Source organism: Acinetobacter seifertii, from assembly GCF_000368065.1.
GTDB lineage: Bacteria > Pseudomonadota > Gammaproteobacteria > Pseudomonadales > Moraxellaceae > Acinetobacter > Acinetobacter seifertii.
On the sequence record NZ_KB851199.1, the window covers coordinates 269323 to 292856 of the forward strand.

22 protein-coding genes, 2 tRNA genes and 1 riboswitch are annotated in these 23534 nt (G+C 40.6%); of the genes, 11 read left to right on the top strand and 13 right to left on the bottom strand.

The annotated features are described in order from the left end of the window. Positions 1 to 8: 8 nt before the first annotated feature. On the bottom strand, positions 9 to 683 hold the full coding sequence (locus F985_RS06225) for an HAD-IA family hydrolase (protein WP_004698940.1): 675 nt from the start codon (positions 681 to 683) through the stop codon (positions 9 to 11). Beyond that, positions 680 to 1612 (bottom strand): RluA family pseudouridine synthase, encoded by a 933-nt coding sequence (locus F985_RS06230; protein ID WP_004698941.1) that lies wholly within the window; start codon positions 1610 to 1612, stop codon positions 680 to 682. The genes F985_RS06225 and F985_RS06230 overlap by 4 nt, the downstream gene beginning before the upstream one ends. Positions 1613 to 2334: 722 nt before the next feature. On the opposite strand from F985_RS06230, the gene F985_RS06235 reads away from it, so the two are divergent. The 4 genes from F985_RS06235 to F985_RS06250 all read left to right on the top strand — a co-directional run bounded on the left by F985_RS06235 (position 2335) and on the right by F985_RS06250 (position 8089). Beyond that, complete coding sequence (locus F985_RS06235) at positions 2335 to 5649, top strand: Rne/Rng family ribonuclease (protein ID WP_004698942.1); 3315 nt, start codon at positions 2335 to 2337, stop codon at positions 5647 to 5649. Positions 5650 to 5841: 192 nt separating this feature from the next. Then, on the top strand, positions 5842 to 7683 hold the full coding sequence (locus tag F985_RS06240) for a long-chain-acyl-CoA synthetase (protein WP_004698944.1): 1842 nt from the start codon (positions 5842 to 5844) through the stop codon (positions 7681 to 7683). Positions 7684 to 7915: 232 nt separating this feature from the next. Beyond that, a tRNA-Lys gene (locus tag F985_RS06245) sits at positions 7916 to 7991 on the top strand. Positions 7992 to 8013: 22 nt separating this feature from the next. Continuing rightward, a tRNA-Lys gene (locus F985_RS06250) sits at positions 8014 to 8089 on the top strand. Positions 8090 to 8154: 65 nt separating this feature from the next. Here the strand turns inward: F985_RS06250 and F985_RS06255 are convergent. Further along, positions 8155 to 9051, bottom strand: a complete 897-nt coding sequence (locus F985_RS06255; RefSeq protein WP_004698948.1) for a LysR family transcriptional regulator — start codon at positions 9049 to 9051, stop codon at positions 8155 to 8157. Positions 9052 to 9164: 113 nt separating this feature from the next. Here F985_RS06255 and F985_RS06260 point away from each other — a divergent pair, with 113 nt between their 5' ends. Continuing rightward, positions 9165 to 9920 carry an SDR family oxidoreductase gene (locus tag F985_RS06260; RefSeq protein ID WP_004698949.1) on the top strand — a complete coding sequence of 252 codons (756 nt, stop codon included), beginning with the start codon at positions 9165 to 9167 and terminating at the stop codon, positions 9918 to 9920. Positions 9921 to 9966: 46 nt separating this feature from the next. On the opposite strand, the gene hemW is transcribed toward F985_RS06260, so the two are convergent. Further along, the gene (hemW, locus tag F985_RS06265) at positions 9967 to 11121 is read right to left on the bottom strand and encodes a radical SAM family heme chaperone HemW (protein ID WP_004698951.1); all 1155 of its coding nucleotides are present in this window, start codon (positions 11119 to 11121) and stop codon (positions 9967 to 9969) included. Between the two features lie 117 nt (positions 11122 to 11238). Here hemW and F985_RS06270 point away from each other — a divergent pair, with 117 nt between their 5' ends. Both F985_RS06270 and abeM read left to right on the top strand, forming a co-directional pair. After that, positions 11239 to 11700 carry a DMT family transporter gene (locus tag F985_RS06270; protein ID WP_004698953.1) on the top strand — a complete coding sequence of 154 codons (462 nt, stop codon included), beginning with the start codon at positions 11239 to 11241 and terminating at the stop codon, positions 11698 to 11700. Positions 11701 to 11732: 32 nt separating this feature from the next. Next, positions 11733 to 13079, top strand: coding sequence for a multidrug efflux MATE transporter AbeM (gene abeM, locus F985_RS06275; protein ID WP_004698954.1), 1347 nt, complete (start codon positions 11733 to 11735; stop codon positions 13077 to 13079). A gap of 33 nt (positions 13080 to 13112) precedes the next feature. On the opposite strand, the gene F985_RS06280 is transcribed toward abeM, so the two are convergent. From F985_RS06280 to F985_RS06290, 3 genes are all read right to left on the bottom strand, one after another. Next, complete coding sequence (locus F985_RS06280; protein ID WP_004698957.1) at positions 13113 to 14363, bottom strand: acyl-CoA dehydrogenase family protein; 1251 nt, start codon at positions 14361 to 14363, stop codon at positions 13113 to 13115. Between the two features lie 26 nt (positions 14364 to 14389). Then, complete coding sequence (locus F985_RS06285; protein ID WP_001988464.1) at positions 14390 to 15415, bottom strand: IS30-like element ISAba125 family transposase; 1026 nt, start codon at positions 15413 to 15415, stop codon at positions 14390 to 14392. A gap of 70 nt (positions 15416 to 15485) precedes the next feature. After that, the gene (locus tag F985_RS06290) at positions 15486 to 16733 is read right to left on the bottom strand and encodes an SfnB family sulfur acquisition oxidoreductase (protein WP_004698959.1); all 1248 of its coding nucleotides are present in this window, start codon (positions 16731 to 16733) and stop codon (positions 15486 to 15488) included. Between the two features lie 257 nt (positions 16734 to 16990). Here F985_RS06290 and F985_RS06295 point away from each other — a divergent pair, with 257 nt between their 5' ends. The 3 genes from F985_RS06295 (at position 16991) to F985_RS06305 (ending at position 19228) form a co-directional block, all read left to right on the top strand. Next, on the top strand, positions 16991 to 18289 hold the full coding sequence (locus F985_RS06295) for an ABC1 kinase family protein (protein ID WP_004698960.1): 1299 nt from the start codon (positions 16991 to 16993) through the stop codon (positions 18287 to 18289). Positions 18290 to 18389: 100 nt separating this feature from the next. After that, positions 18390 to 18644 carry a type B 50S ribosomal protein L31 gene (locus tag F985_RS06300; protein WP_004698962.1) on the top strand — a complete coding sequence of 85 codons (255 nt, stop codon included), beginning with the start codon at positions 18390 to 18392 and terminating at the stop codon, positions 18642 to 18644. 251 nt (positions 18645 to 18895) lie between these two features. Then, positions 18896 to 19228 carry a HopJ type III effector protein gene (locus F985_RS06305; protein ID WP_004698964.1) on the top strand — a complete coding sequence of 111 codons (333 nt, stop codon included), beginning with the start codon at positions 18896 to 18898 and terminating at the stop codon, positions 19226 to 19228. Positions 19229 to 19360: 132 nt separating this feature from the next. Here the strand turns inward: F985_RS06305 and F985_RS25020 are convergent, their stop codons facing one another. From F985_RS25020 to F985_RS06325, 5 genes are all read right to left on the bottom strand, one after another. Then, positions 19361 to 19489 carry a hypothetical protein gene (locus F985_RS25020; RefSeq protein ID WP_002053279.1) on the bottom strand — a complete coding sequence of 43 codons (129 nt, stop codon included), beginning with the start codon at positions 19487 to 19489 and terminating at the stop codon, positions 19361 to 19363. Positions 19490 to 19655: 166 nt separating this feature from the next. Further along, positions 19656 to 20036, bottom strand: coding sequence for a fluoride efflux transporter CrcB (gene crcB, locus F985_RS06310; RefSeq protein ID WP_004698966.1), 381 nt, complete (start codon positions 20034 to 20036; stop codon positions 19656 to 19658). Positions 20037 to 20161: 125 nt separating this feature from the next. Next, positions 20162 to 20228, bottom strand: a riboswitch (Fluoride riboswitch). 44 nt (positions 20229 to 20272) lie between these two features. Further along, entirely contained in the window at positions 20273 to 20683 is a 411-nt protein-coding gene (locus F985_RS06315; protein WP_004698968.1) for a GFA family protein, read from the bottom strand. Positions 20684 to 20760: 77 nt separating this feature from the next. Next, positions 20761 to 21966 carry a TIGR03862 family flavoprotein gene (locus tag F985_RS06320; RefSeq protein ID WP_004698970.1) on the bottom strand — a complete coding sequence of 402 codons (1206 nt, stop codon included), beginning with the start codon at positions 21964 to 21966 and terminating at the stop codon, positions 20761 to 20763. Continuing rightward, positions 21956 to 22594, bottom strand: coding sequence for a class I SAM-dependent methyltransferase (locus F985_RS06325; RefSeq protein WP_077162820.1), 639 nt, complete (start codon positions 22592 to 22594; stop codon positions 21956 to 21958). The genes F985_RS06320 and F985_RS06325 overlap by 11 nt, the downstream gene beginning before the upstream one ends. Before the next feature lie 87 nt (positions 22595 to 22681). Between F985_RS06325 and F985_RS06330 the strand changes: the two genes are divergently transcribed. Further along, complete coding sequence (locus F985_RS06330; RefSeq protein ID WP_004698974.1) at positions 22682 to 22876, top strand: DNA gyrase inhibitor YacG; 195 nt, start codon at positions 22682 to 22684, stop codon at positions 22874 to 22876. On the opposite strand, the gene F985_RS06335 is transcribed toward F985_RS06330, so the two are convergent. Next, positions 22873 to 23517: an MBL fold metallo-hydrolase gene (locus F985_RS06335; protein ID WP_004698976.1), complete on the bottom strand. Its 645-nt coding sequence runs from the start codon at positions 23515 to 23517 to the stop codon at positions 22873 to 22875. The genes F985_RS06330 and F985_RS06335 overlap by 4 nt on opposite strands. Positions 23518 to 23534: the final 17 nt, after the last annotated feature.

Below are 23534 nucleotides of genomic sequence, written 5' to 3' on the forward strand. Positions count from 1 at the left end.
ATTCTAAATTACGCTACATCTGCATTAGATAACTTTGCGTACTCTCTTAAAAAGTTATGTAGCTCAGGTACATCTTTAGCAATCGTTAAAGGCTGGAACTGTTGTAATACTTCAATCGAATGCACACCATAGCCTACACCAATACGTGGCATCCCTAAACGCTGCGCCATCTCAAGATCATAGCTACTATCGCCAATCATGACTGCACGCTCAATACTCACCCCAGTGACTGTTAATATTTCTTGCAACATGAGTGGATCTGGTTTTGATCGAGTTTCATTAGCTGCGCGAGTCACATCAAAAAGATGAGTACTTTGTGTTTTTGCAATCACACGGTCTAATCCACGACGGTTTTTACCTGTCGCTACGGCAAGCTTTAAACCTTGGGCTTTTAAATCATGGAGTAGTTCAGAAACACCCTCAAACCATGCATCACTAGTCGAGTTCGCAATATAGTGATCACCATATGCTTTTAAAATCGATTCATGTAGCTCGGGCGCTTCTGGAAACAAAGTTTGCATCACTTCGGGTAAACCTAAACCGATAATACTTTTTGCAGCTTCATCAGTCAGAGTTAACTCATGCTGCTGTGCCGCATGCTGTAAACTTGCAACAATCTGACCAACAGAATTATATAAAGTACCATCCCAGTCAAAAATCACTAATTCTGTTTTCAGACTCATTTTGCTACTCTCAAAGCATCTAATAACTGGGTCATGTCTTCTGGTAAAGGCGCTTCGATAGTCGGATAACCCGGAATATCTAAACGCATCGCATGTAAACACAAACGGCGTGCTTCAGGGCCTGCATAAGCTGTGTTGTGCCCGTATTTATCATCACCAATCAAAGGGTGTCCAATACTTAAACCATGTACACGAATTTGATGTGTACGACCTGATAAAGGTGAAGCATGAACCAACGTGGCATTTTTAAAGCGCTCTGCAACTACCCATTCAGTTTTACTTGGTTTACCTTCTTTAGATACACGTACACGACGCTCGCCATTGGCTAACTCATAGCGGAATAAAGGAGCATCAATGAGTTGCTTATCAAGACTTACCTGACCTTTTACAATAGCTGCATAGGTCTTACGAATTTTGTGTTCACGCAACATATCTTGTAGCAATTTTAAAGTGCTACGTTTTTTGCTAATCATGACTAGACCAGAAGTATCACGGTCAATACGGTGAATAAGTTCTAAATATTTTTTGCCTGTCGCCGCACGTAGTGCCTCAATCAAACCATAAGCCACACCACTGCCGCCATGTACAGCAATACCAGATGGTTTATTTACAACTAATAGACCTTCATCTTCGTAAACCACACGGCTTAACAAACTTTGTGCCACACCATCACTTACAGGAACAGCTGTTTCATCTTTTTGTTCATAGCGAATAGGCGCAACACGAATTTGATCTCCAATTGCGAGTTTGGTCTCGGCTTTAATACGTTTTTTATTGACGCGAACCTGACCTTCACGAATCAAACGATAAATTCGACTCTTTGGCACACCCTTTAAACGTGAAAACAGGAAATTATCGATTCGTTGTCCTGCTTGATGCTCATCCACCTCAAACCAAGTGACACTTTGCCATTGCTGTGTAGAATTCATACTAATATTTAAACCTGAAATTTTACGAAATTTGATTAATAAATGACCGATTAGCTTAGTTTTTTCACAAGAAATCTAAGCTTAGCCCATAGGCAGATGCTGCAAGGTTTGATATAGTCAGCGCACGGATACCGCCGTAAGTGAACATCTAATGGGAATTTTCCCTGATTGAAACCTCAATCAAAATGATGCTTTCATCACCAGCTCGGATTGGTCCTAAAGAATTATGCCGACGCCGAAGGCTTATTATATCGGCAAAATGACAAACTGTTGCGTTTAATTCAGTTTGTTCAAAAAAATATGTTACCAACTCTAGTTGGTTATGGAACGTAAACTGATACACATCAGACAAATCGATCCTTAATGTTGCCTTCAGGCTAAAGCGTTGATGCATTGGAACTGCCGAAAGCACCGATACGATGAGCATTCCGTATCAAACTTCCAATAAAGAAGTCACTTCGCGGCCAATGACAGTGAAAGTCATTAACCAATGCACCGCTCACCCGCCAGTGAAGCAAAAAGGAATTCCGATTTAAAGGTTGAAGCAGTATTGCCTACATCACAGACGAGAATCGAAGCTAAGGCTAAATGTAGCCGGTAACAGATGACTCAGACCACAAGTATTTTGAGATCTGGGAAATGATCCGTCATGTTCGATGTTCGTTCAGAACCTTTAAGTTTGTTTGGTTTGTTTGTGTGAGTCACTATTAGGTGTCACACCCATGAAACGTATGTTGATTAATGCAACTCACGCCGAAGAAGTTCGCGTTGCACTTATCACTGGTAATCGTCTTTACGATTTTGATTTAGAGAATCGTACCCGAGAACAGAAAAAATCCAATATCTATAAAGGCCATGTCACCCGCGTAGAACCTTCTTTAGAAGCTGTTTTTGTTGAATACGGCGCAGGCCGTCAAGGCTTCTTGTCTATGCGTGAAATTGCGAATAGCTATTTCCAGGCAGATCCTCGTCAGACTTCAAACATTCGTGAACTTATTACTGAAGGCACAGAGCTTTTAGTTCAGGTTGAAAAAGAAGAACGTGGCAATAAAGGTGCAGCGCTTTCTACTTTTATTTCTCTAGCAGGTCGCTATTTAGTTCTTATGCCAAATAACCCTAAAGGTGGCGGTATCAGCCGTCAAATTTCGGGTTCAGTACGCGAAGAGTTAAAAGAAATTTTAGCCTCTTTAAATGTACCTCGCGGCATGAGCGTGATTGTACGTACTGCTGGTATTGGCCGTACTCAAGAAGAATTACAGCTTGATTTACAGCACTTACTTGACCTTTGGGCACAAATTCAAAGTACAGCAAGCTCTGGCCCTTCTCCAATGCTTGTTCACCAAGAAGCTGGTGTTGTAACACGCGCAATTCGTGATTACTTACGTGATGACGTTGCTGAAATCTTAATTGATAGCGAACAAGCTTATAACGAAGCTTATAACTTTGTTAAAGCAGTCATGCCTCGTCAATTAGACAAATTAAAAACTTATACTTTAAATGAGCCATTGTTTGCTCATTTTGGTATTGAAAGCCAAATTCAAACTGCTTACGAGCGTGAAGTAAAACTTCCATCTGGCGGTTCAATCGTGATTGACCAGACTGAAGCTTTAGTTTCAATCGATATTAACTCTGCGAAATCAACTCGCGGGCATGATGTTGAAGAAACTGCGCTAAATACCAACCTTGAAGCAGCAGAAGAAATTGCTCGTCAACTTCGTCTTCGTGACATTGGCGGTTTAGTTGTCATCGACTTCATCGATATGACTAAAGAACGCAACCAACGTATGGTTGAAGCAAAACTTCGTGAAGCAACCCAAAGCGATCGTGCCCGTATCCAGTTCGGTCAGTTGTCTCGTTTTGGCTTAATGGAAATGAGCCGTCAACGCTTACGTCCATCGCTTGAAGAAGCAACAGGTTATGTATGCCCTCGCTGTCATGGTACAGGCATGGTTCGTGACCTACGTTCGCTTTCTCTTTCAATCATGCGTAAAGTTGAAGAGATTGCTCTTCGTGAACGTCATGGTGAAGTTCAGGTTGAAGTTCCAGTTGAAATTGCAGCCTTCTTGCTTAATGAAAAACGCCATAGTCTGGTGTATTTAGAGCAAACTTCTGGTGTACGTGTGACTGTATTACCTCACCCGCACTTAGAAACTCCGCATTACGAAATTGCTTATAACCCAGACGGTTTTGCTCCATCTAGTTATGAACGCACTGAAGCAACTCGCTCAAGCGAAAAAGAGCTAGGTTATGAGTCTTCTGAATGGCATTTAGAAGAAGCAGATCACGGGCATGCACATGCAACAGCTCAAGCTTCAAATAATGCTCCAGCTCAGAAAAAAGCAAACCAAGCAAGTCAACCTGTAGCACAGCAAGCTGTAGCTCAAAAAGCGGCAAGTCCTTGTGCATGGTTAGAAAACTTATTTGTTCAAAAACAAGCGCAAACTGTTGATCAATCTCGTTCAGCACAAAATGCCGCAGCTGCGATTGAGCAAATGGTAAATACTGGTGCTGTTAGCCGTGGTCAGTTTGGTCAAGTGGCTGTACCTCCTGTTGCAGAAGTTGCGCCAGTTCCGTCAAATAATGCTTATATTTCACAGTCACCTGTGAAACAAGAAGTTCGTGAACATGTTGAAAAAGATGATAGATCTCAACAACAACGTCAGAACAACAAAAAGCGCAAACATAAAGAGCAACGTGAACAGCATCACCAAGCTCATGAACAACAACATCAAGTTCATGAAGAAGTGGTTCAGTTGTCACGCCAAGAGCAACGTGAATTAAAACGTCAGCAAAAGCGTCAACAACACCAAGATCAGCAACATCAAAATAATGATGTACAACAAACTGAGAATGTTGTTCCACGCCGTGATCGTAATAATCAACAACGTCCAAACCGTCCAAATCGCCATCGCGATCCAAGTGTATTAAATGAAAATCAAAATACGCCAGCGGCACCAGTAGTTGTTGATGAAAAACAAGTTAAAGTGGATGTAATTGACGCACCTAAACATGATGTCATGAACACAGCTTTAATCATCAACGTTGACCAAGGTCAAAGCGAAATTGTTGCGCTAGCGCCTGAACAAAAGGTTGAACATGTTGAAGCGGCTCCTGTTGAAGTTGCTCAAGAGCCAACTCCTGCACCAGTTGTAGAAGAGAAAGCTGTTGTTGCAGAAACAAAAGAAGCGCAACCAACTAAAGAAGCTACTCAGCCTCAAATCCAACGTGCTAGCAACGATCCTCGTATGCGTCGTCGTCAGCAACGTGAAGCTAAACAAGCTAAAGCAGCTACTCCAACTGTTACGCCATCGCAAATTCCAACTTTGGCACAATACACAATTGGTAGCTTAATTCGTCAAGTATATGGCGAAGACTGCACTGTGTTGATTGAACAATTTGGTTTAGTACCAACGTTTAATCGTGCTTTGCAGAAGTTTACGGAACAGTACGCAAGTACTTTGGTAGTTGAAGTAACTTCAGAAACAGAAGAGAAAAAACCGGTAACTCGTGATGCAGAACTTCCAAGCCATAAACCAGCTGAAGAAGCAGAACCAGCACCAGTGCTTCCGCTTACTCCATCGCAAGCTCCGACTCCACGTGTTGCAAATGATCCACGTGAACGTCGCCGTTTAGCAAAATTGGCTGCTGAGCAAGCATTTGAGCAAGTGAAACAACAACACTCTACTCAAGAGGAATTAGCTACCCCTGCTCCTGTAGTAGAAGAAACTGTTGTTGCTCCTGTTGCTGAAACACAAGCGCTTGTTGAATCAAAGCAACAACCGCTTGAGCTTAATCAAGTAACTGAGGTGGCATCTAGCGTAGAAGAAGCGCCAGTTGAAGCTGTAGTAGAAGCTCCAATTGCGAAACAGCCAAAAGCAGCGGCAAAAGCTAAAGCAGCTCAAGAACAAGCTGCTGAGTCAACTGAAGCTCCGACAGAGAGTGAATCAGAAGATTCTAAAGCTGATAAGGACAAACCAAGTCGTCCTCGTCGCCCTCGTGGCCGTCCACCAAAAAAAGCTAATCCTGTAGCTGAGTAAGCCATTTGCTCAATTGCAGCTAATTTAAACAAACCTAGTCATTTCGATGACTAGGTTTTTTTTGTTATTTTTAACCAATTAGGTTGATTGCACTAGAAGAAAAGTTTTAAAAGCATGGTGAACCATGAAAACTATTGGACTTTTTGCCCACACAACCTTTTTTGGATTGATCGAAAAATAAATAGGATTGATATGAGCCAGACAACACAGACCGATATCATTACTCTTGGTGATGTTGCCACAAGACTTCCTAGCTTCATTCCCAAAGTACCCCATATCCTAAATGGTCTTAAACAGGCTTATTTAAGAACATCACATACTCCAACAGGTTTGGGTATTGCTTTTGAAAAAGCTGTTAAACGGAATCCGAAAGGCACGGCATTATTATTTGAAGATCAAAGTTATTCTTATGAAGCTTTAAATGAATGGGCAAACCAGATTTCTCATTACTATCTTTCTATTGGAGCGCGTAAAGGGGACGTCATTGCTGTAATGATTGAAAACCGCTCCGAGCTAATCGCAACAATTGTTGGTTTGGCTAAAATTGGGGTGACCATTGCACTTGTGAATACATCTCAAGTCGGTAAAGTTCTCGCTCATAGCATCAATCTCGTAAAGCCAATTGCTGTTATTGCGGGTGAAGAAGTTCGAGCAGCTATTGATGAAATTCGCCAAGACTTAAATGTTCCTAAAGAGCGTTTTCATTGGTTTGCAGATCAAGCAACACGTCAAAATGCAGGTAAAGCACCTCAAGGTTATGCGAATCTAGCTGAACAAATTGATCAATTTCCAAAATTTAACCCATCGACTACTCGTTCTGTGACGGGTAATGATGGCCTGTTCTATATCTACACCTCTGGTACAACAGGTTTGCCAAAGGCTGTTATTTTCAAGCACAGTCGCTGGACATTAGCGTATGGCACTTATGGTCATATCTTAAACTTAGGCCCAGATGACGTTATGTACGTTACCTTGCCGCTTTATCATGCAACAGGTGTGGTGGTTTGCTGGTGTGGTGTAATCGCAGGCAGCTCTACTCTTGCTATTCGACGTAAATATTCGACTAGCGCATTCTGGAAAGACGTTCAAAAATTTAATGCGTCTGCAATTGGTTATGTTGGCGAACTTTGCCGTTACCTAATGGATGCTCCAGTTACCGAACTTGACCGTAACCACCGCGTCACCAAAATGATCGGTAACGGCATGCGTCCAAACATCTGGGACAAGTTCAAACAACGTTTCGGCGTTAAAGAAGTTCTTGAACTTTATGCATCGAGCGAAGGTAACGTTGGATTTAGCAATATTTTCAACTTCGACAACACAGTTGGCTTCTCTCCTACACCATATGCCATTGTTCAGTTCGATAAAGAGAAAAATGAGCCTATCCGCGACAAAAACGGCTGGTGTCAAAAAGTTAAAGCAGGTGAGGTTGGCCTGCTAGTTGGAAAAATTACTAGCCGCTCTCCATTTGACGGTTATACAGACCCTGAAAAGAACAAATCTGTAATTTGGAAAGATGTTTTCAAAAAAGGCGACTCTTATTTCAACACAGGTGATTTAGTTCGAGATATTGGTTTCCGTCATGCTCAGTTTGTGGACCGTCTAGGCGACACTTTCCGCTGGAAAGGTGAAAACGTATCCACCACTGAAGTGGAAAACATGGTATGCGAATACGAAAAAATTGCTGAAGCTGTCGTTTATGGTGTAGAAATTCCAAATACCAATGGTCGTGCTGGTATGGCAGCCATCACGCTGGCAGATGGTGAAGAGTTAAATGACGCAGATTTAACCGAAATGGTGTCTGTCTTTAAGAAGTGCTTGCCTGCTTATGCCGTACCGGTGTTTTTACGTGTACAAAAAAAGGTCGAAACAACAGGTACTTTTAAATATCAGAAGAATAAACTGAAAGAAGATGCGTTTAATCCGAGCAAAACTTCTGAGCGTTTACTCGCTTTATTGCCTGGTGCAAACAGTTACTGTGACATCACAACTGAAATTTTTGACAACATTCAGGCATATAAATACCGTTTTTAGTTCATTTTTTAGCTAAACAAGAGGAAATCGTGCTTTTTATAGGCAATCATGCAAATGTTTTTAAATTTCCTCTTGTGTTAGTTGAATAACTTGCTAAAATACGCGACATCAAAACGATACAGTGTTTAGAAGTATTACTTCTCTCTGAGTCAATACGAGTTTGATTGCTTAAGAAAATCATAGATTTTCTCTTGCACTCGGGTAAAACGTTGTTTTACTTAATCCTCGCTCAGGGTCGTTAGCTCAGTTGGTAGAGCAGCGGACTTTTAATCCGTTGGTCCCGCGTTCGAGTCGCGGACGACCCACCACTTATCTGTTTTGAACCCATTTGGGTCGTTAGCTCAGTTGGTAGAGCAGCGGACTTTTAATCCGTTGGTCCCGCGTTCGAGTCGCGGACGACCCACCAAATTCTAAAAAGCCTCTCACAATTTGAGAGGCTTTTTTTATTGTTATCTTATTTTCTTTTTATGACTAAAAGATGACGATGCATTTGCGATTTAAAACCTCTCCAATCCAATTCATAAAAACTTCTAATCGTTTTGGAATATAGCTTCGGTTCGGATATAAAATATTAAGTGGAAGTGATGGTGCACTATAAGCACTAAGCACCTCAACCAACATTCCCTGCTCAATTTTATCTTGAACATCATAGTATGGAAGTTGAATAATTCCCAAACCCGCATTAGCTGCCGCAATATAAGCTTCAGTATTATTTACACTTAAAGCGCTATCCATCATCACTGTTCCATCTTGATGTAAAAATACGCCCTGTTTTTCTCCTACAGCTCCCGCGTAGTTAATCAGTTTGTGTTGAGATAAATCTTCTAATTGTTCAGGCGTACCGTACTGTTCTAAGTAATGGGGGCTTGCACAGTTCACCATGACCAAATGACCAATCAATCTTGCAATTAAACTGCTGCTATCTAACTCACCTACCCGAACAACACAGTCAATCCCCTTTTCAATTAAGTCAGTCATGTCATCAGAACTATTGAGCTGCAAATAAATATCTGGATAACGATGATAAAAATCTGACAGCTCAGGAATAATCACTTGATGCACAATCCGACTGGGCATTGAAATTTTTAATGTGCCGCGGTAATGCTGTTTTTGTGTCTGAATGAGTTGTTCTAATTGTTCATAGTCAAACAACAAGTTTTGACACTCTGGCAATATTCGCTGTCCATCTTGCGTCAAGCTTACTTTACGGGTGGTGCGGTGAAATAAACGTACGCCATAGTGAGTTTCAAGTTGTTGAATGGCACTGGTTACCGTTGAGCGAGGTAGATCGAGTCGATGTGCCACTTCACTAAAACTTTGCCGTTTAGCGACTTCTGTAAAAATAAAAAATTGCTGCAACCGATCCATTTTAATTGTTCGTATTTTCTGAATAGTTAAACCAAACTAGCATAATTGATCAAAAATTACCGCCAATCTAGACTAAAAACACATTAGAACAAGTCATCATAGGAATAACCATCATGGCAACTCATACGCTTAAAGATAAAGTTGTACTGATTACTGGCGGTGCAAAAAACTTAGGTGGACTCATTAGCCGTAAATTTGCAGAACAAGGCGCTAAAATCGCAATTCACTACAATAGTTCAGAAACACAAGCAGATGCCGAACAAACACTCGCAGATGTAAAAGCATTCGGTGTAGATGCTGTTTTAATTCAGGCGGACCTAACTCATATCGACAACATCGAAAAACTTTTTGTAGATACCAAACAGCATTTTGGTGGAATTGATATTGCCATTAATACAGTTGGAAAGGTTTTAAAGAAATCATTTTTAGAAACTACCGAACAAGAGTTTGATAGCATGAGCGATATCAACTCAAAAATTGCCTATTTCTTTATTCAATCGGCAGGTCGTCATTTAAATGACGGCGGAAAAATCTGTTCAATCGTGACTTCTCTTCTGGCAGCCTACACGGGTCTCTATTCAACCTACGAAGGTTTAAAAGCACCTGTTGAGCATTACACCCGCGCTGCATCGAAAGAATTTGGAGATCGCCAAATTTCTGTGACTGCTGTTGCACCTGGCCCCATGGATACCCCTTTCTTTTATGGGCAAGAATCTGCCGAAGCAGTCGCTTACCATAAATCTGCTTCAGCTTTAGGTGGACTCACCAAAATTGAAGATATTGAACCTCTAGTTCGCTTTTTGGTGACCGATGGTTGGTGGATTACCGGTCAAACAATTTTTGCAAATGGCGGTTATACCACCCGCTAAAATTTAAAAAGCCGCATCTCATTGTACGGCTTTTTAGTTTGCTTCTTTACAAGAACTCTTCTAGTACCGAGTTTAAGAAAATATGCCCTTGCTCAGTACATGCTAAACGAGCACTATCCTCTACCAATAACTTTCTCGAACGTAGTGAAGTAAGTACCTCTTTTAGCCTCTCTAAACTTAAACTAGTACGCTGTTCGTATAAGTCAGCGTTTACCCCATCATTTAAGCGTAAGGCATTCATCATAAACTCAAAAGGTAGCTCTTCTGCCTCAATCTTTTTCATTTGCAAATGTTCGGCTGGAACCTTTGCCAAGTAATCTTTCGGTAAACGGGTCTTTTGGAAACGGTACACACCATCTGGTCGTGTCACTTTTCCATGTGCCCCTGCACCAATCGCAAGATAATCACCAAACTCCCAGTAATTTAAATTATGGGCTGAAGGTTGTTCTTTACGCCAAGCCGACACTTCATAGTTTACAAAGCCATTTGCTTTTAAATAGGCCTCACCTTGCTCTTGAATATCTTCTAATACCTCATCTTGAGGTAAAACAGGCTGCGTTCGGAAAAATACGGTATTTGGCTCAATGGTAAGTTGATACCAACTGATATGTGTCGCGCCATGCTCTACAGCCATCTTTAAGTCATAAAGTGCTTGCTCTAAAGTTTGCTCAGGCAGACCATGCATTAAATCGACATTAACTCGCTTAAAGCCTGCTTGTCGTGCCTGCTCTATTGCATCCATAGCATTGTTTGCTGAATGAATACGTCCAAGCTTTTGCAAGTGATCAGTATTAAAAGTCTGTACACCAATCGACAAACGGTTAATACCCGCTTCTAAATAGCCTGCAAACGGGTCATGTTCCAGTGTTCCCGGATTAGCTTCTAAGGTAATTTCACAGTCATCTTCAAAGTTAAGTAATGACTTAAGCTGCTCAAATAGCCATGCATAGCCTTTGGCAGAAATGAGTGAAGGCGTTCCACCACCAATAAATACACTGTGAATTGAACGCCCTTGGGCCATCTCAACTTGAGTTTCAAAGTCGGCTACCAATGCTTTTAGATAAGTTTGCTCAAGTTCTGCCGAAAGCGCACCATCAGGCACGGCATGCGAGTTAAAGTCGCAATAAGGACATTTACGCACGCACCAAGGCATGTGGATATATAAAGATAACGGAACAGAAGCAGGATTTAATACAGCCAAGGAACAAGGTCCAATTTACACAATATTTCTATTTTAACATGACTGCATCAATGGGCTTATGAAAACATACCTTAATTGCTTTAGACTGTTTTTAGACATACTTAAATATTGATAAAAATGATGAAATTCTCTAGTCAACTTTTCCTGATCTTACCCTTAGCTATGGGAATCGGTGTTGCCATGGCTTTTCAAACTGCAATTAATGCTCAGCTTCGTGAGCAATTACACTCACCTTTGCAAGCGGCATTATTATCATTTTTCATAGGTACTATTGTTTTAGCCATTATGGTGTTCTTTCAAAGTGCCGAGAAACCCACTTTAAGTGAAATATCTAATATTCCGTGGCTTCTTTGGACTGGAGGATTCCTTGGGGTTTATGCAATTAGCATGAGCATTTATACTGCACCTAAGCTTGGTTTTTTAACCTTTACAGGGCTAGTCGTTTTTGGGCAATTGGTTATTTCTATGTTGCTTGACCATTTTGGATGGTTAGGTACAGACAAAACTCCTGTTACATGGCAACGGTTCCTAGGTGGAGTGGTTATCTTTGTTGGTGTGTTACTCACCCTACAGCGCTAGTTTCATTTTTATATTTATAAAGAGTATCTTTTGTGTCGAATGTCACGTCGTTTCGGACTGAATTAAAACAACTCTTCCATTTAATGCTACCTATTTTAATTACGCAGTTTGCTCAAGCAGGGTTCGGATTAATTGACACCATTATGGCAGGGCATTTATCTGCAGCAGACTTAGCTGCTATTGCAGTAGGTGTAGGTCTATGGATTCCTGTTATGCTCCTTTTTAGCGGGATCATGATTGCCACTACACCGCTAGTTGCAGAGGCAAAAGGCGCTAGAAATACAGAACAAATTCCTGTCATTGTTCGTCAGTCATTATGGGTTGCGATTATTTTAGGTGTAATGGCTATGCTCATTTTGCAGCTTATGCCTTTTTTCTTACATGTGTTTGGTGTTCCAGAAAGCTTACGACCTAAAGCAAGCTTATTCTTGCATGCCATTGGTTTAGGTATGCCAGCCGTAACCATGTATGCAGCGCTACGTGGCTATTCAGAAGCTTTAGGCCACCCACGCCCTGTCACCGCGATTAGCTTATTGGCCTTAGTGGTTTTAATCCCTCTAAACATGATCTTTATGCATGGCTTAGGGCCAATTCCTGCTTTAGGTAGTGCAGGCTGTGGCTTTGCAACATCCATTTTACAATGGCTCATGCTGATTACTTTAGCTGGCTATATTTACAGAGCTTCAGCTTATAGAAATACGTCTATTTTTAGCAGATTTGATAAAATTAACCTGAATTGGGTTAAAAGAATTTTACAGCTTGGTCTGCCAATTGGTTTAGCGGTGTTCTTTGAAGTAAGTATTTTTAGTACAGGGGCATTGGTGCTTAGTCCACTGGGTGAAGTATTTATTGCTGCGCACCAAGTGGCTATTTCAGTTACTTCGGTGCTGTTTATGATTCCGCTTTCACTTGCAATTGCCTTAACCATTCGCGTGGGAACGTATTATGGCGAAAAGAACTGGGCTTCCATGTACCAAGTGCAAAAGATTGGTTTGAGCACAGCAGTATTTTTTGCTCTATTGACCATGTCATTTATTGCTCTAGGCCGTGAACAAATTGTCTCGGTTTATACTCAAGATATAAATGTTGTGCCTGTTGCGATGTATTTACTCTGGTTTGCAATGGGTTATCAGTTAATGGATGCTCTACAGGTCAGTGCTGCTGGCTGTTTAAGGGGTATGCAAGACACCCAAGCACCGATGTGGATTACGCTTATGGCGTATTGGGTAATTGCTTTTCCAATCGGGCTTTATTTGGCACGTTATACCCATTGGGGTGTAGCAGGCGTATGGCTAGGTTTAATTATTGGCTTAAGCATTGCCTGTGTTTTGTTGCTTTCACGGCTTTATTTAAATACCAAACGATTAAGTCAAACCTAATAAAAAAGCCGATGAAACATCGGCTTTTTTATTTTATGCAGACTTTGCCCGCGGGCTTGCTCCAATTTGCCAGACAAAAGGTAAATCGGTACGGTTTACTTCCCAATCTCCAATCACTTTTTCTTTATAAATAAGCGGATTATGTGAAGATACAGTCCGCGCATTACGCCAGAAACGGTCAAGTTGTTTCGCTTGGCTACTTGCTGATGCACCTAATGCATTAAATAACTGACTTGTTAAATCAAGCACTAGGTTGGAAATTACCACCTGCCCTTGTGCCGACTCAAGCTCGGCATCTACATTAAACTGATGCTCTTTCACTTCAGACTCGGCGAAATGGCTTTCATAAGCCTTTTGTAATGCTTCGGCCGTTTTTAAGGTGATTGCTTCACTCGCATACGCTTGAGCGGATGCCTTACCCACCACTTGTAAAACTTGCGGATCATGGCGAACCAAGTCACCATTACCATGACTAAAAATACGTTTACGGTCACGAATTTCCTGACTAAACGTCTCGACTGCGGCATGCGCAATACCTGTTAATGTTGCAAGATGCACCACCTGATAAAAAGCGGTTTGATACTTAAAACGTTGATCAAATGGAATGAGGTTTGAAGCTGGCAAATGGACCTGATGTACTTTTAAAGTACCACTGCCTGTTGTCTTTTGACCAAAACCATCCCAATCATCCAGCACGCTTACACCTGTTTCATGACGGTAAATAGCAGCAATCACATGACGGTCGTTCACTTCATCGTAAGCAAATAAATCAATCCAGTCTGCAAAAATACTGCCAGTTGAATAGTACTTTTCACCATTTACGACCAAATTACCCGAAGCGTCTTTAGTGACTCGTGTAACGACATCACCAATCTGTACATTTCCAACTTCTGTCCAGGCATTTCCAACTAAATCGCCTTGTACAAAGCGCTGAAACCAAACCTCCTGTGAGTGCTCTTTATGAGCAACCAAACGGTCTTCAACAAATGCAAAATGACCACGTAAAGCTTGCACAATATTGGAGTCAGCTTCTGCTAGCTCTGCTAAAAGCTGGAAAAGTTGAGGTAATGAAACCCCATCTCCACCATATTTACGGGGTACTCGTACAGCACCCAACTTAGCTTCTTTTAGCCACTGAATCGGTTCAAAAGGTAAGATTCTTTCTTTTTCTCGCTCAACAGCACCTTGCGCAATTTTTTCAAAAATGGGACGGAATCTATTTGCGACTTTTTCATAATCCGCGCCTACCGATAGTTCTTCTAATTCAATTTGAGCTGTTGTCATCGTTATTCTCCTAATCTTGGGCGAATTCAAACATGAGGTGCGACAGTTTCAAAAGCCATATGATAATCAACAAGCTGAGCAAATTTCTCTAATGGTGTAAGCCAATCTAACGCCTTTCTAGGACGAGTATTCAGTGACATGGCAACTTGATTTAAATAATGCTGATCTGCCTGATTTAAATCAATCCCTTTAGGTAAATATTGCCTAATTAAACCATTCATATTTTCGCATGTGCCTTTTTGCCAGGGTGAATGTGGGTCACAGAAATATACATCTATGCCTAAATCTTCTTCGAGTATTTTATGTTCTGACATCTCACGTCCACGGTCATAGGTCAACGTTTTACGCAGTTCTGCAGGTAAATATTTCAGAGCTTCAGTTAAAGCCTTGCGCACTGATTCTGCCTTTGCATCAGGTAATGTTGCCAAGATACAGAGCCGTGTATTTCGTTCAATAAGTGTTGCTATCGAACTTTTATTGTCTTTACCTTTAATTAAATCAGCTTCCCAATGACCCGGTATTTTTCTTTCTTGAACTTCGGCTGGGCGCTCATGAATAGTTTTAATATCCTGTAATATAGAATCTTTTTTAGGTTCACCGTTAGCTTTTCGCTTTTTATTTTCATGACGTAGACAGGATAATAAGTCTTTTTTCAACTCACCCTTGGGTAATGCTCGTATCGTTGAATAAATCGTTGTATGGCTTACATTCATTGTTTGATCCAAATCAGGAAATGTCTTTAAACGCTTTGCTATTTGCTGAGGAGACCATAAACAACGGATCGCTTCAACAATAAATTTCCAGAGGATTGAATCGATTTTGAGTTTTCTGTGACCACGTCTACGTCTAGCAAAAGTGTTATCAGAAGCATATTGAGCTTGATAAACGTCATTGATGCTATTTCTTTTAAGCTCACGATAGATCGTACTAGGATGTCTTTTAATAAGTTCAGCAAATTTTCTGGCTGAAAAGCCTTCTTTTCTTGACTCAAGCATTAATGCAGTACGATCTTCAAAGTTAAGATGATGGTATGACAATTTTATATACTCCATAAACCCTTTAAATTAATTAGGTGGTTTATGTCGCACTTCAAGTTTTACTCTGCCTTGTCTTTTCTTGAATTTAGCTCCATGCATGACGAGGTGGTTGAACTCCATTGAGGTAATAATTACCGACAATGTGATACTTCCAGCGCACAGGGTCATGCAAGGTATGGGTACGGGCATTGCGCCAGTGACGGTCAAGGTTGAGTTCAGATAAAGTAGAACGCGTACCCGACAACTCAAAAAGTTTATTGGCTGCCAAAATAGCAATTTCTGTAGTGAGTACTTTTGCCTCAGCAACCAATAATGTGGCTTGGTTTACATGTTCTTCGGTGGTTTCAGCAATGGCCTGATCAATTGCATCTCCAGCCAAGTCCAGTACCGCTTCTGCTGCACGTAGTTTGATTTTTAAGTCACCAATATTTGCAATGGTGTAAGGGTCATCACTGGCTTTTTCCAGACCTGAATCAACCCATGCACGGCTATGATTTTTAACGTATTGAATCGTTTCTTCAATTGCACCACGCGCAATACCAGCATCAACCGCAGCCTGAATAAACTGAGAAATAGCGCCTGCTGGTGTTGGACGTTCAAATGCTTGGTAAATCGGAACAAGATATTCTTCACGTACTGGAACCTGATTTAGTTCTACCGTGCCACTCGCTGTAGTACGTTGTCCAAAACCAGACCAGTCATTAATAATATTGACCCCAGATGTTTCCCGTGGAACAAGCGCGGCATAGGGTTGCCCCTGTTCATTTACAGCAACAATTGGAATCCAATGTGCGAGCAAAGCACCCGTTGCAAAGAATTTTTTGCCGTTAATTTCATAACCCTGTTCGGTCTTTTCAAGTTTAGTTGTGAGGTCCGCGACTGTCTTACTATGTTTTTCGGAAAATGCGTTGCCAAAACGAATTCCTCTTAATACCAAGTTAAAAAAGAATTGTTGCTGTTCAGGTTTCGCATCTAGTCTTAAATGCTCAATAAAAGCCAAATGGTTTTGTGGCAACTGAGCAAGAGATGGATCAACACTCGCAATTGTTTTAATCACTTCTGCCAAAGTTCGATACTTAACTTGCGCGCCACCAAACTGCTTCGGCACAGTAATAGCCCAGAGACCGCTTTGTGAGAACTGTTGAATTTCATTTAAGGGTAAACGGCGTTCTCTGTCCCGCTCAGATGCTTCTTGAGCAAACTCTTGAGCAAGTTGCTTGGCAACCTCAATTGCCTCTTCATCAGAACGGATAATTTGTGCATCTTTGGTCTGTTCAAATACAGATAAAGGAACCGCTTGAGAGCGACCATAGGATGAGTTTAGACTGGTCATAACTTTTATTGTCTCTATTTCTTATTTAACATGCCATTCACCTTAGCACTAAAAAAACAGTGACTTTATAGATATTAAAGCTTTGTTTATGAAATGAATTTTAAAAAGCTTTTCACATTTTTTACTTTAAAAATAACATATTGTTTTTCGAAAATATTCTTACACGCGCTAAACAATTTCATATAGGCTTTTTAAGTTTTGTCACCTATGATCAAAACTAGACAATATTATGTTGTAGTCAATGAGGTATCGAAGATATGGCAAAGAGTGCAAGTTCACCTGGCAAACGATTTATGAAACTTGCAGGAATGACCGCGAGCATTGCAACAAAAACCGTTTCTAACTCGATTCGAAACCTGACTGCGGATGAAGAACAGAAACTAGCTGCAAAAACTAAATTGTTTCAAGATATCGGTCTACAGATTGCAGACACCTTAGGTGAAATGAAAGGTGCTGTCATGAAAGTTGGGCAAATTGCATCGCAATATAAAGATATCTTCCCGCCAGAAGTTGCTAAAGCGATATCAAAACTACAACGCCAAGCTCCAGCCATGCCTTTTGCAGCGATTCAGCAACAAGTTGAACGTGAGCTTGGTAAGCCACTCAACGCTGCCTTTAAATCTTTTGATGAGCAGCCTTTCGCCGCTGCATCAATTGGACAAGTCCACAAAGCAGTTTTGCCAAATGGCCAACAAGTTGTGGTTAAGGTTCAATATCCCGGTGTTGATGAAGCCTGTGAAAGTGACTTAAAACAAGTGCGTTTAGCCCTTCGTTTAATGGGTGTACTTAAAATTGATAAAAAACTGCAAGATCAACTTTTTGCAGAGATTCAAGATAGTCTGTCAGCAGAGCTTAACTATGAAATTGAGGCTCAAAATCTTGAGGTCTTTAAAACTTTTCATAGCAAGTTAGATGATAAAATTATTATCCCGACTGTTTATAAAGATTACTCTTCAAGACGAATTTTGACTTTAAGTCTTGAACAAGGTGACAGTATTGAAACTGCGAGTTCTTGGCCTATCGAAATTCGCAATACAATTGGCCGTCGTTTAATCCGTGCTTTGGGTCAGGAAATGTTCTTTTTAAAACGTTTTCACTGTGACCCTCACCCAGGTAACTTTGCCTTCCGCCAAGATGGCAGTGTCATTATTTATGACTATGGCAGTGTTAAAACGCTTTCCAATGAAATTGTTTATAGTTTCAAACGATTGGTGAATGCAGCTCGTCATGAAGATATTGATCTTATTGAAACTGAATTACTTGCCCTGCACTCTTTGACCGAGAAAGGTAAATTCCCGAGCGATCTTTATAAACTCTGGATTGAAGTGTTATTGCGTCCACTTACCACAACCTATGACTTTGCAGAGAACTCATCACATCATGATGGCATGTTACTTGTGAAGAAGTCTTTAAAATATTGGGATGTCTTTAAGCCATCACCAGATACCTTAATGGTCAATAGAACCATTTCAGGACACTACTGGAACCTCATTCACTTAAAAGTACATGACAACCTGAATGATTTATTTGAAGAACTTGTTCCACTTTCTAAGTAATTTAAATTACTGATCAATGTAGCCATTTAGGGTTACATTGACTTTTTAATTGTTATGTTATAACATTTCTTTAATAAAAAATAATTTAGGACAATCTCTCATGCGTAAAGATATTCATCCTGCTTATCAACAAGTGTTATTTCATGACACCAATGCAGATGTGTACTTCTTAATTGGTAGTACTATTCAGACAAAACAAACCAAGGAATATCAAGGAGAAGTCTATCCTTACGTAACTCTTGATATTTCAAGTGCATCCCATCCGTTCTATACAGGTGAAGTACGTCAAGCAAGTAATGAAGGTCGCGTTGCAAGCTTTAATAAACGCTTCGGTCGCTTCAGTCGTAAGAGTTAATCTTGCGTTAAGATTTGACCAATACACTAAAATCATTGGAAGCCTAAGACTCATCTCCTCCACTTAGGCTTCTTTTTTTATGGGCATTTTTCGGACTTTTCTGAACTGTGTATAAAAGAAAACTTATCCACAACTTGTCTAAAAAATATTCTCAACTTTCCAAACATTCCATCATTTTTTATAGTTCCCAAGCTTTCAAAGCGTGTATTCGATGCTATGCTTAAGCCCTATTTGATAGGAAGTTTAAGATTATGGCACAAGAGTTACTTGCCCAATTACAAGCAGGCACAGCAAAATTTTCAGACGTTTTAGCTCATATTGAAGCGCGTTACCAACATACTCCAACAGCTTTTCAAAATGGCGCACAGCATAACGCTGCGACTGAAAATCAAGGCAGTGCAAAAGTTTTCTCTTTTGCTAAGTTACAAGGTTTAGACCAAGCACAAACTTTAAGTTTATTTGCAGAGCACTATGCATCTGTATTGGCTACACCTGAAGGAACTGACCACCAAAATATTCGTCAGTTTATGCAAAATGGTTGGAATGGTGTGAAGTTTGAAGGTCAGGCTTTAACTGAAAAGTAATTAAGTATTTGTGAATACACGACGGAGTCTTACCGTTTATTCTCAAATGAAAGTAGCTAATTCTGTTACTTTGGTTTTGCCCAAAGTAACCAAAGGCATTTGTCATCAACAGAACCTGTTTCCCGTTTGCACTTATCCAATATTTTGCAAAAACAATATATAGCTGATTTCAGTCAGGCTGTTGATGACTTTAACGCGTATCAAATCCCAAAATAAATCAGATGTTTTTAATTCGTCATTTACTATCGTGACAAGCGGCATGGATGCCGCTGTTTTGCTGTGCTACATGGATGTAGCATCAGCGAAACAAAAGATTTTTGCTTACTTTTGATCTCTCAAAAGTAAGGTATGCCTATACAAATGGTCTTGGAGAATATCTTAAAACGGAGGCAGTGCAGTATGTATCGCTCCTTAAACATTTGAATAATCAGTTGCCTGCTATCCAATAATAAGTCGCCAAACCCAAACACGTAAAAATTAACGACCCAATTAAATGAATAGAAATCGCCAATATTGCCATTCCCCACTTACCACTTTGCAATAAAGTCACAATCTCAATCGAGAACGTTGAAAACGTAGTTAAAGCACCACAAAAGCCGGTGATTACGAAAAGCTTATAATTCGGACTCAAATCACTATGAGCAAAATAGGCCATAGCAAAACCAATAATAAAACCGCCTACCAAATTAACAGCGACGGTACCAAGTGGAATTTGCGGATAAATCGGGTTGAGTTTTAAGCCTAAAAACCAACGCAACCACGCCCCTAGTACTGAACCTACGGCAATTGAAAGTAAAGGATAATACATAGAACCACCCCTTTAGTAAGATGCTAAAAGAGCAAACAAGAATGATGGGAAACGTGACATGGCGTACTCCAAAAAATAAGCAGAGTACGCAATAACCTACGTACTCAGCGATATAAATACATGAGGGTAACGTAGGCATCATTAGCCAATACGGCGGTTTTTCAAGGGAGGAATGCCATCTCCCCGTTTTAGGTATATTAGATCATTTAAAATTTGATTGAAATATACTTTTTAATTTATGGACGTTCATCATATTGCGGTAAATCATCACAAATGCTTTCCCACTCTGCTTTTGAAGCAGCAAAAATATGCATTGTCGGTTTTTGGTCTAATGGTGTATCGAGTGACCCAATTCTTACACGATATAGTTCAGGCTGGGCATCACGCGAACTAATAAGAGGTGAACCACATTCGCTACAAAACCAACGGTACACACCGTTCACCGCAAATTTTTTAACGAGGCCTTCACCTTGAGTAATTTTAAAATCTGTACTTTTAACAGGAGCATTTGTGGCAAATGCTGTTCCATTGGATTTTCGGCATCGTTGGCAGTGACACTGAATAATATCTCCGATATCGCCCTTAATTTCATAGCGAATACCCTGACATAAACAACTTCCTTGATAAACTGGTGATGCTTGAGACATGTTCTCGTAAATCCTATTATTATTGATCGCTCAAAAATAACACTTTTCACATATCAAACATAGCACCGAATTCGATGTTATTTTTCTAAGAATGAATGCACACCATCACCAGCCGCTCGTCCAGTAGCAAAGCATGCTGTAAGCAAATAGCCACCTGTAGGAGCATCCCAATCCAGCATTTCACCACAGCAAAAAACACCTGAGGTGTGTTTAAGCTCTAGGCTTTCAGTTAATGCACCTTGCTTAACACCACCAGCACAGCTAATTGCTTCTTCAATCGGTCTAAAGCCACTTAACTTGATTTGAAGTGCTTTAATTTGCTGAGCCATAGCCTCTGGTTGGTTCCATAGCGCTTTATCAACCACTTCTCTAATTAAGTTAATTTTGGCCGTGTCTAAGCCTGCTTTACGCCAAATATTAGTAAGCGATTGTTTTTTGCTAGCCTGTAATTTTTTAACTAACTGTGTAAGCTCTACATCAGGCAATAAATCTAAAAATAGATTTAAGCTTTTCCCTTCTTTTTGTTGTTCTCTTAAAGCTCGTCCAAGTTTATAAATGACACCACTTTCTAAACCATAGTGAGTAATCACAATATCGCCATGAGTAACTTGGCTAGGCTCAACCCACGCATTGATACGCTTTAAAGGTTCACCAAAACAGCTTTCCATAAAAGCTGACCAAGTGTGTAATACCCCTGCATTACTCGCTTGAAAAGGTTCAATACTGGATTGATCCATCCATTGCTGCCATGCACCATCACTACCCAATTGAGACCAAGATACAGCCCCACAAGCCAATACGACTGCATCGTATTGTTGGGTAAAAGTCTTGCTGCTTTGATTATTTTGGTTTTCTAAAGTCACTGTTGTACCTTGCAAATTAATACAACGATGTCGATAAAAGAATGTAACTTGTTGCTCTGCCAAGCGTTTTAGCCAAGCACGCAATAAAGGCGCAGCTTTCATTTCAACAGGAAAAATGCGACCTGAAGTGCCCACATAAGATTCAATCCCAAGACTTTTCATCCAGTTCTGAATCCAGACTGCATCCCATTTCTCAACCCACGGTTTAAGCCATTCTGCATGGTCATAACGTTCAATGAACTGGGCTAATGGTTCAGCATGCGAGATATTCAAACCTGTTTTACCAGCCATCAAAAACTTACGCGCAGCCGAAGGTTTTTGCTCAAACACATCAATTTCATAATCATACTGGCTCAGTACCTCAGCTGCCATTAAACCAGCCGGACCAGCACCGATAATGGCAATGCGCTTACTCGCCATGTGTTTGCCCTTGCAGTGGCGTAAATTCATCAAATCGAGTTTGATAACCTTCAGGCTTGCTGATTATGAGCTGTTGGCAAAGCTCACCACGCTCTAAATATTTAATTTCAAAATGAGTACGTGCAGAAGTTTGTGCAATTTTTTCTTTTTGGTAAGGCAGCTTCCACACATTTAATAACTGTTGTTCAGCTTCTTCAATATATTCAGGAATATTACTTGCCAAAGTAATGGTTCCGCCTGTTTTCAGACGTGATAACAAAAACTCAAAAAATGGCATGTTTAACCAGCGCTGTGCCGGATTATGAGGTTCAGGGTTCGGATAGAGAATAAAAAAATGTTCAACTTGTGCAGGGTGTAAAGCATGTACCACCCACGGCAAAGCATCCGCATGTACAGGTACCAGATTTTCTCGTGGTTCTAAACCATGCTGCTTTTGCATTGCCAAGAATTTTTCTCGGGTTCGTTCAATCGCATATAACGTGTGCTGTGGATTTTGCCCACTAAATAGCAAAGCATGTTTACCTTTGCCCGCCCCAATTTCTACACAAATTGGAGTATTTTCAATTGGGGTAAAATCGCGAGGCGCTTGCATACGTTGTGCTTGAAATTGACGAATCTGCATAATCACATCAAACTAAATAAAAATCGGCACAAGTCTAACAAGTCACCTGACTTTTGCCTAATCTATTTCTCTTCACTTTGAGGATATCGCTTTATGCCACGTACATTCCCCTGCCCACGTTGTGGTGAACCAAGTGTTTGGGAAGGCAATGAATTTCGTCCGTTTTGTTCTGAACGTTGTAAACTCATTGATTTAGGCGCTTGGGCAAACGATGAATATAGACTGCCTACCCAAGATGCTCCTCAACAAAACAAGGGTAGTCAGCATGAAGATGATTATGAGGATTAACCCGCTTTACTTGCGACAAACGGGTTAAATTTTTTTTCATAGCCAATGGTACTCATTGGACCATGACCTGAAATAAATTGAGTTTGATCTGGCAAGCTAAAGCATTCACGTTGAATCGATTCAATGAGTTGCTCATGGTTCCCACGTGGAAAGTCTGTTCTTCCTATTGAGCCTTTAAACAGGACATCGCCAGTCCAGAGTAAGCCATGATTCTTGTTATAGAACATGACATGCCCTGGTGTATGTCCTGGTGCAAAACGCACCTCAAACTCATCTTCACCTAGTTTTAGCACTTCGCCGCCTTCAAGCCATTGATCAACTTTTACTGGCTGTGGAATTGGAAAGCCATAACGTGCTGAAACTTCCTGAATCATATCTAACCAGAACTGATCTTCTTTATGCGGACCAACAACAGGAACACTCCATTCTTGTGCGAGTTCACCCACTGCCCCTGCGTGATCTAAATGCCCATGAGTGAGCCATAGTGCCTTTACTTTTAAACCTAAGGCTTCTACTTCTTTCTTCAAAACAGCAGCGTCACCGCCAGCATCAATCAAAACTGCTTCTTTTGTTTCACTGTCCCAAACTAAAGAACAATTTTGAGCAAAAGCTGTAACTGGAACAATTTTGACTTGCAGCATAAGAACCTCTGGCTAAA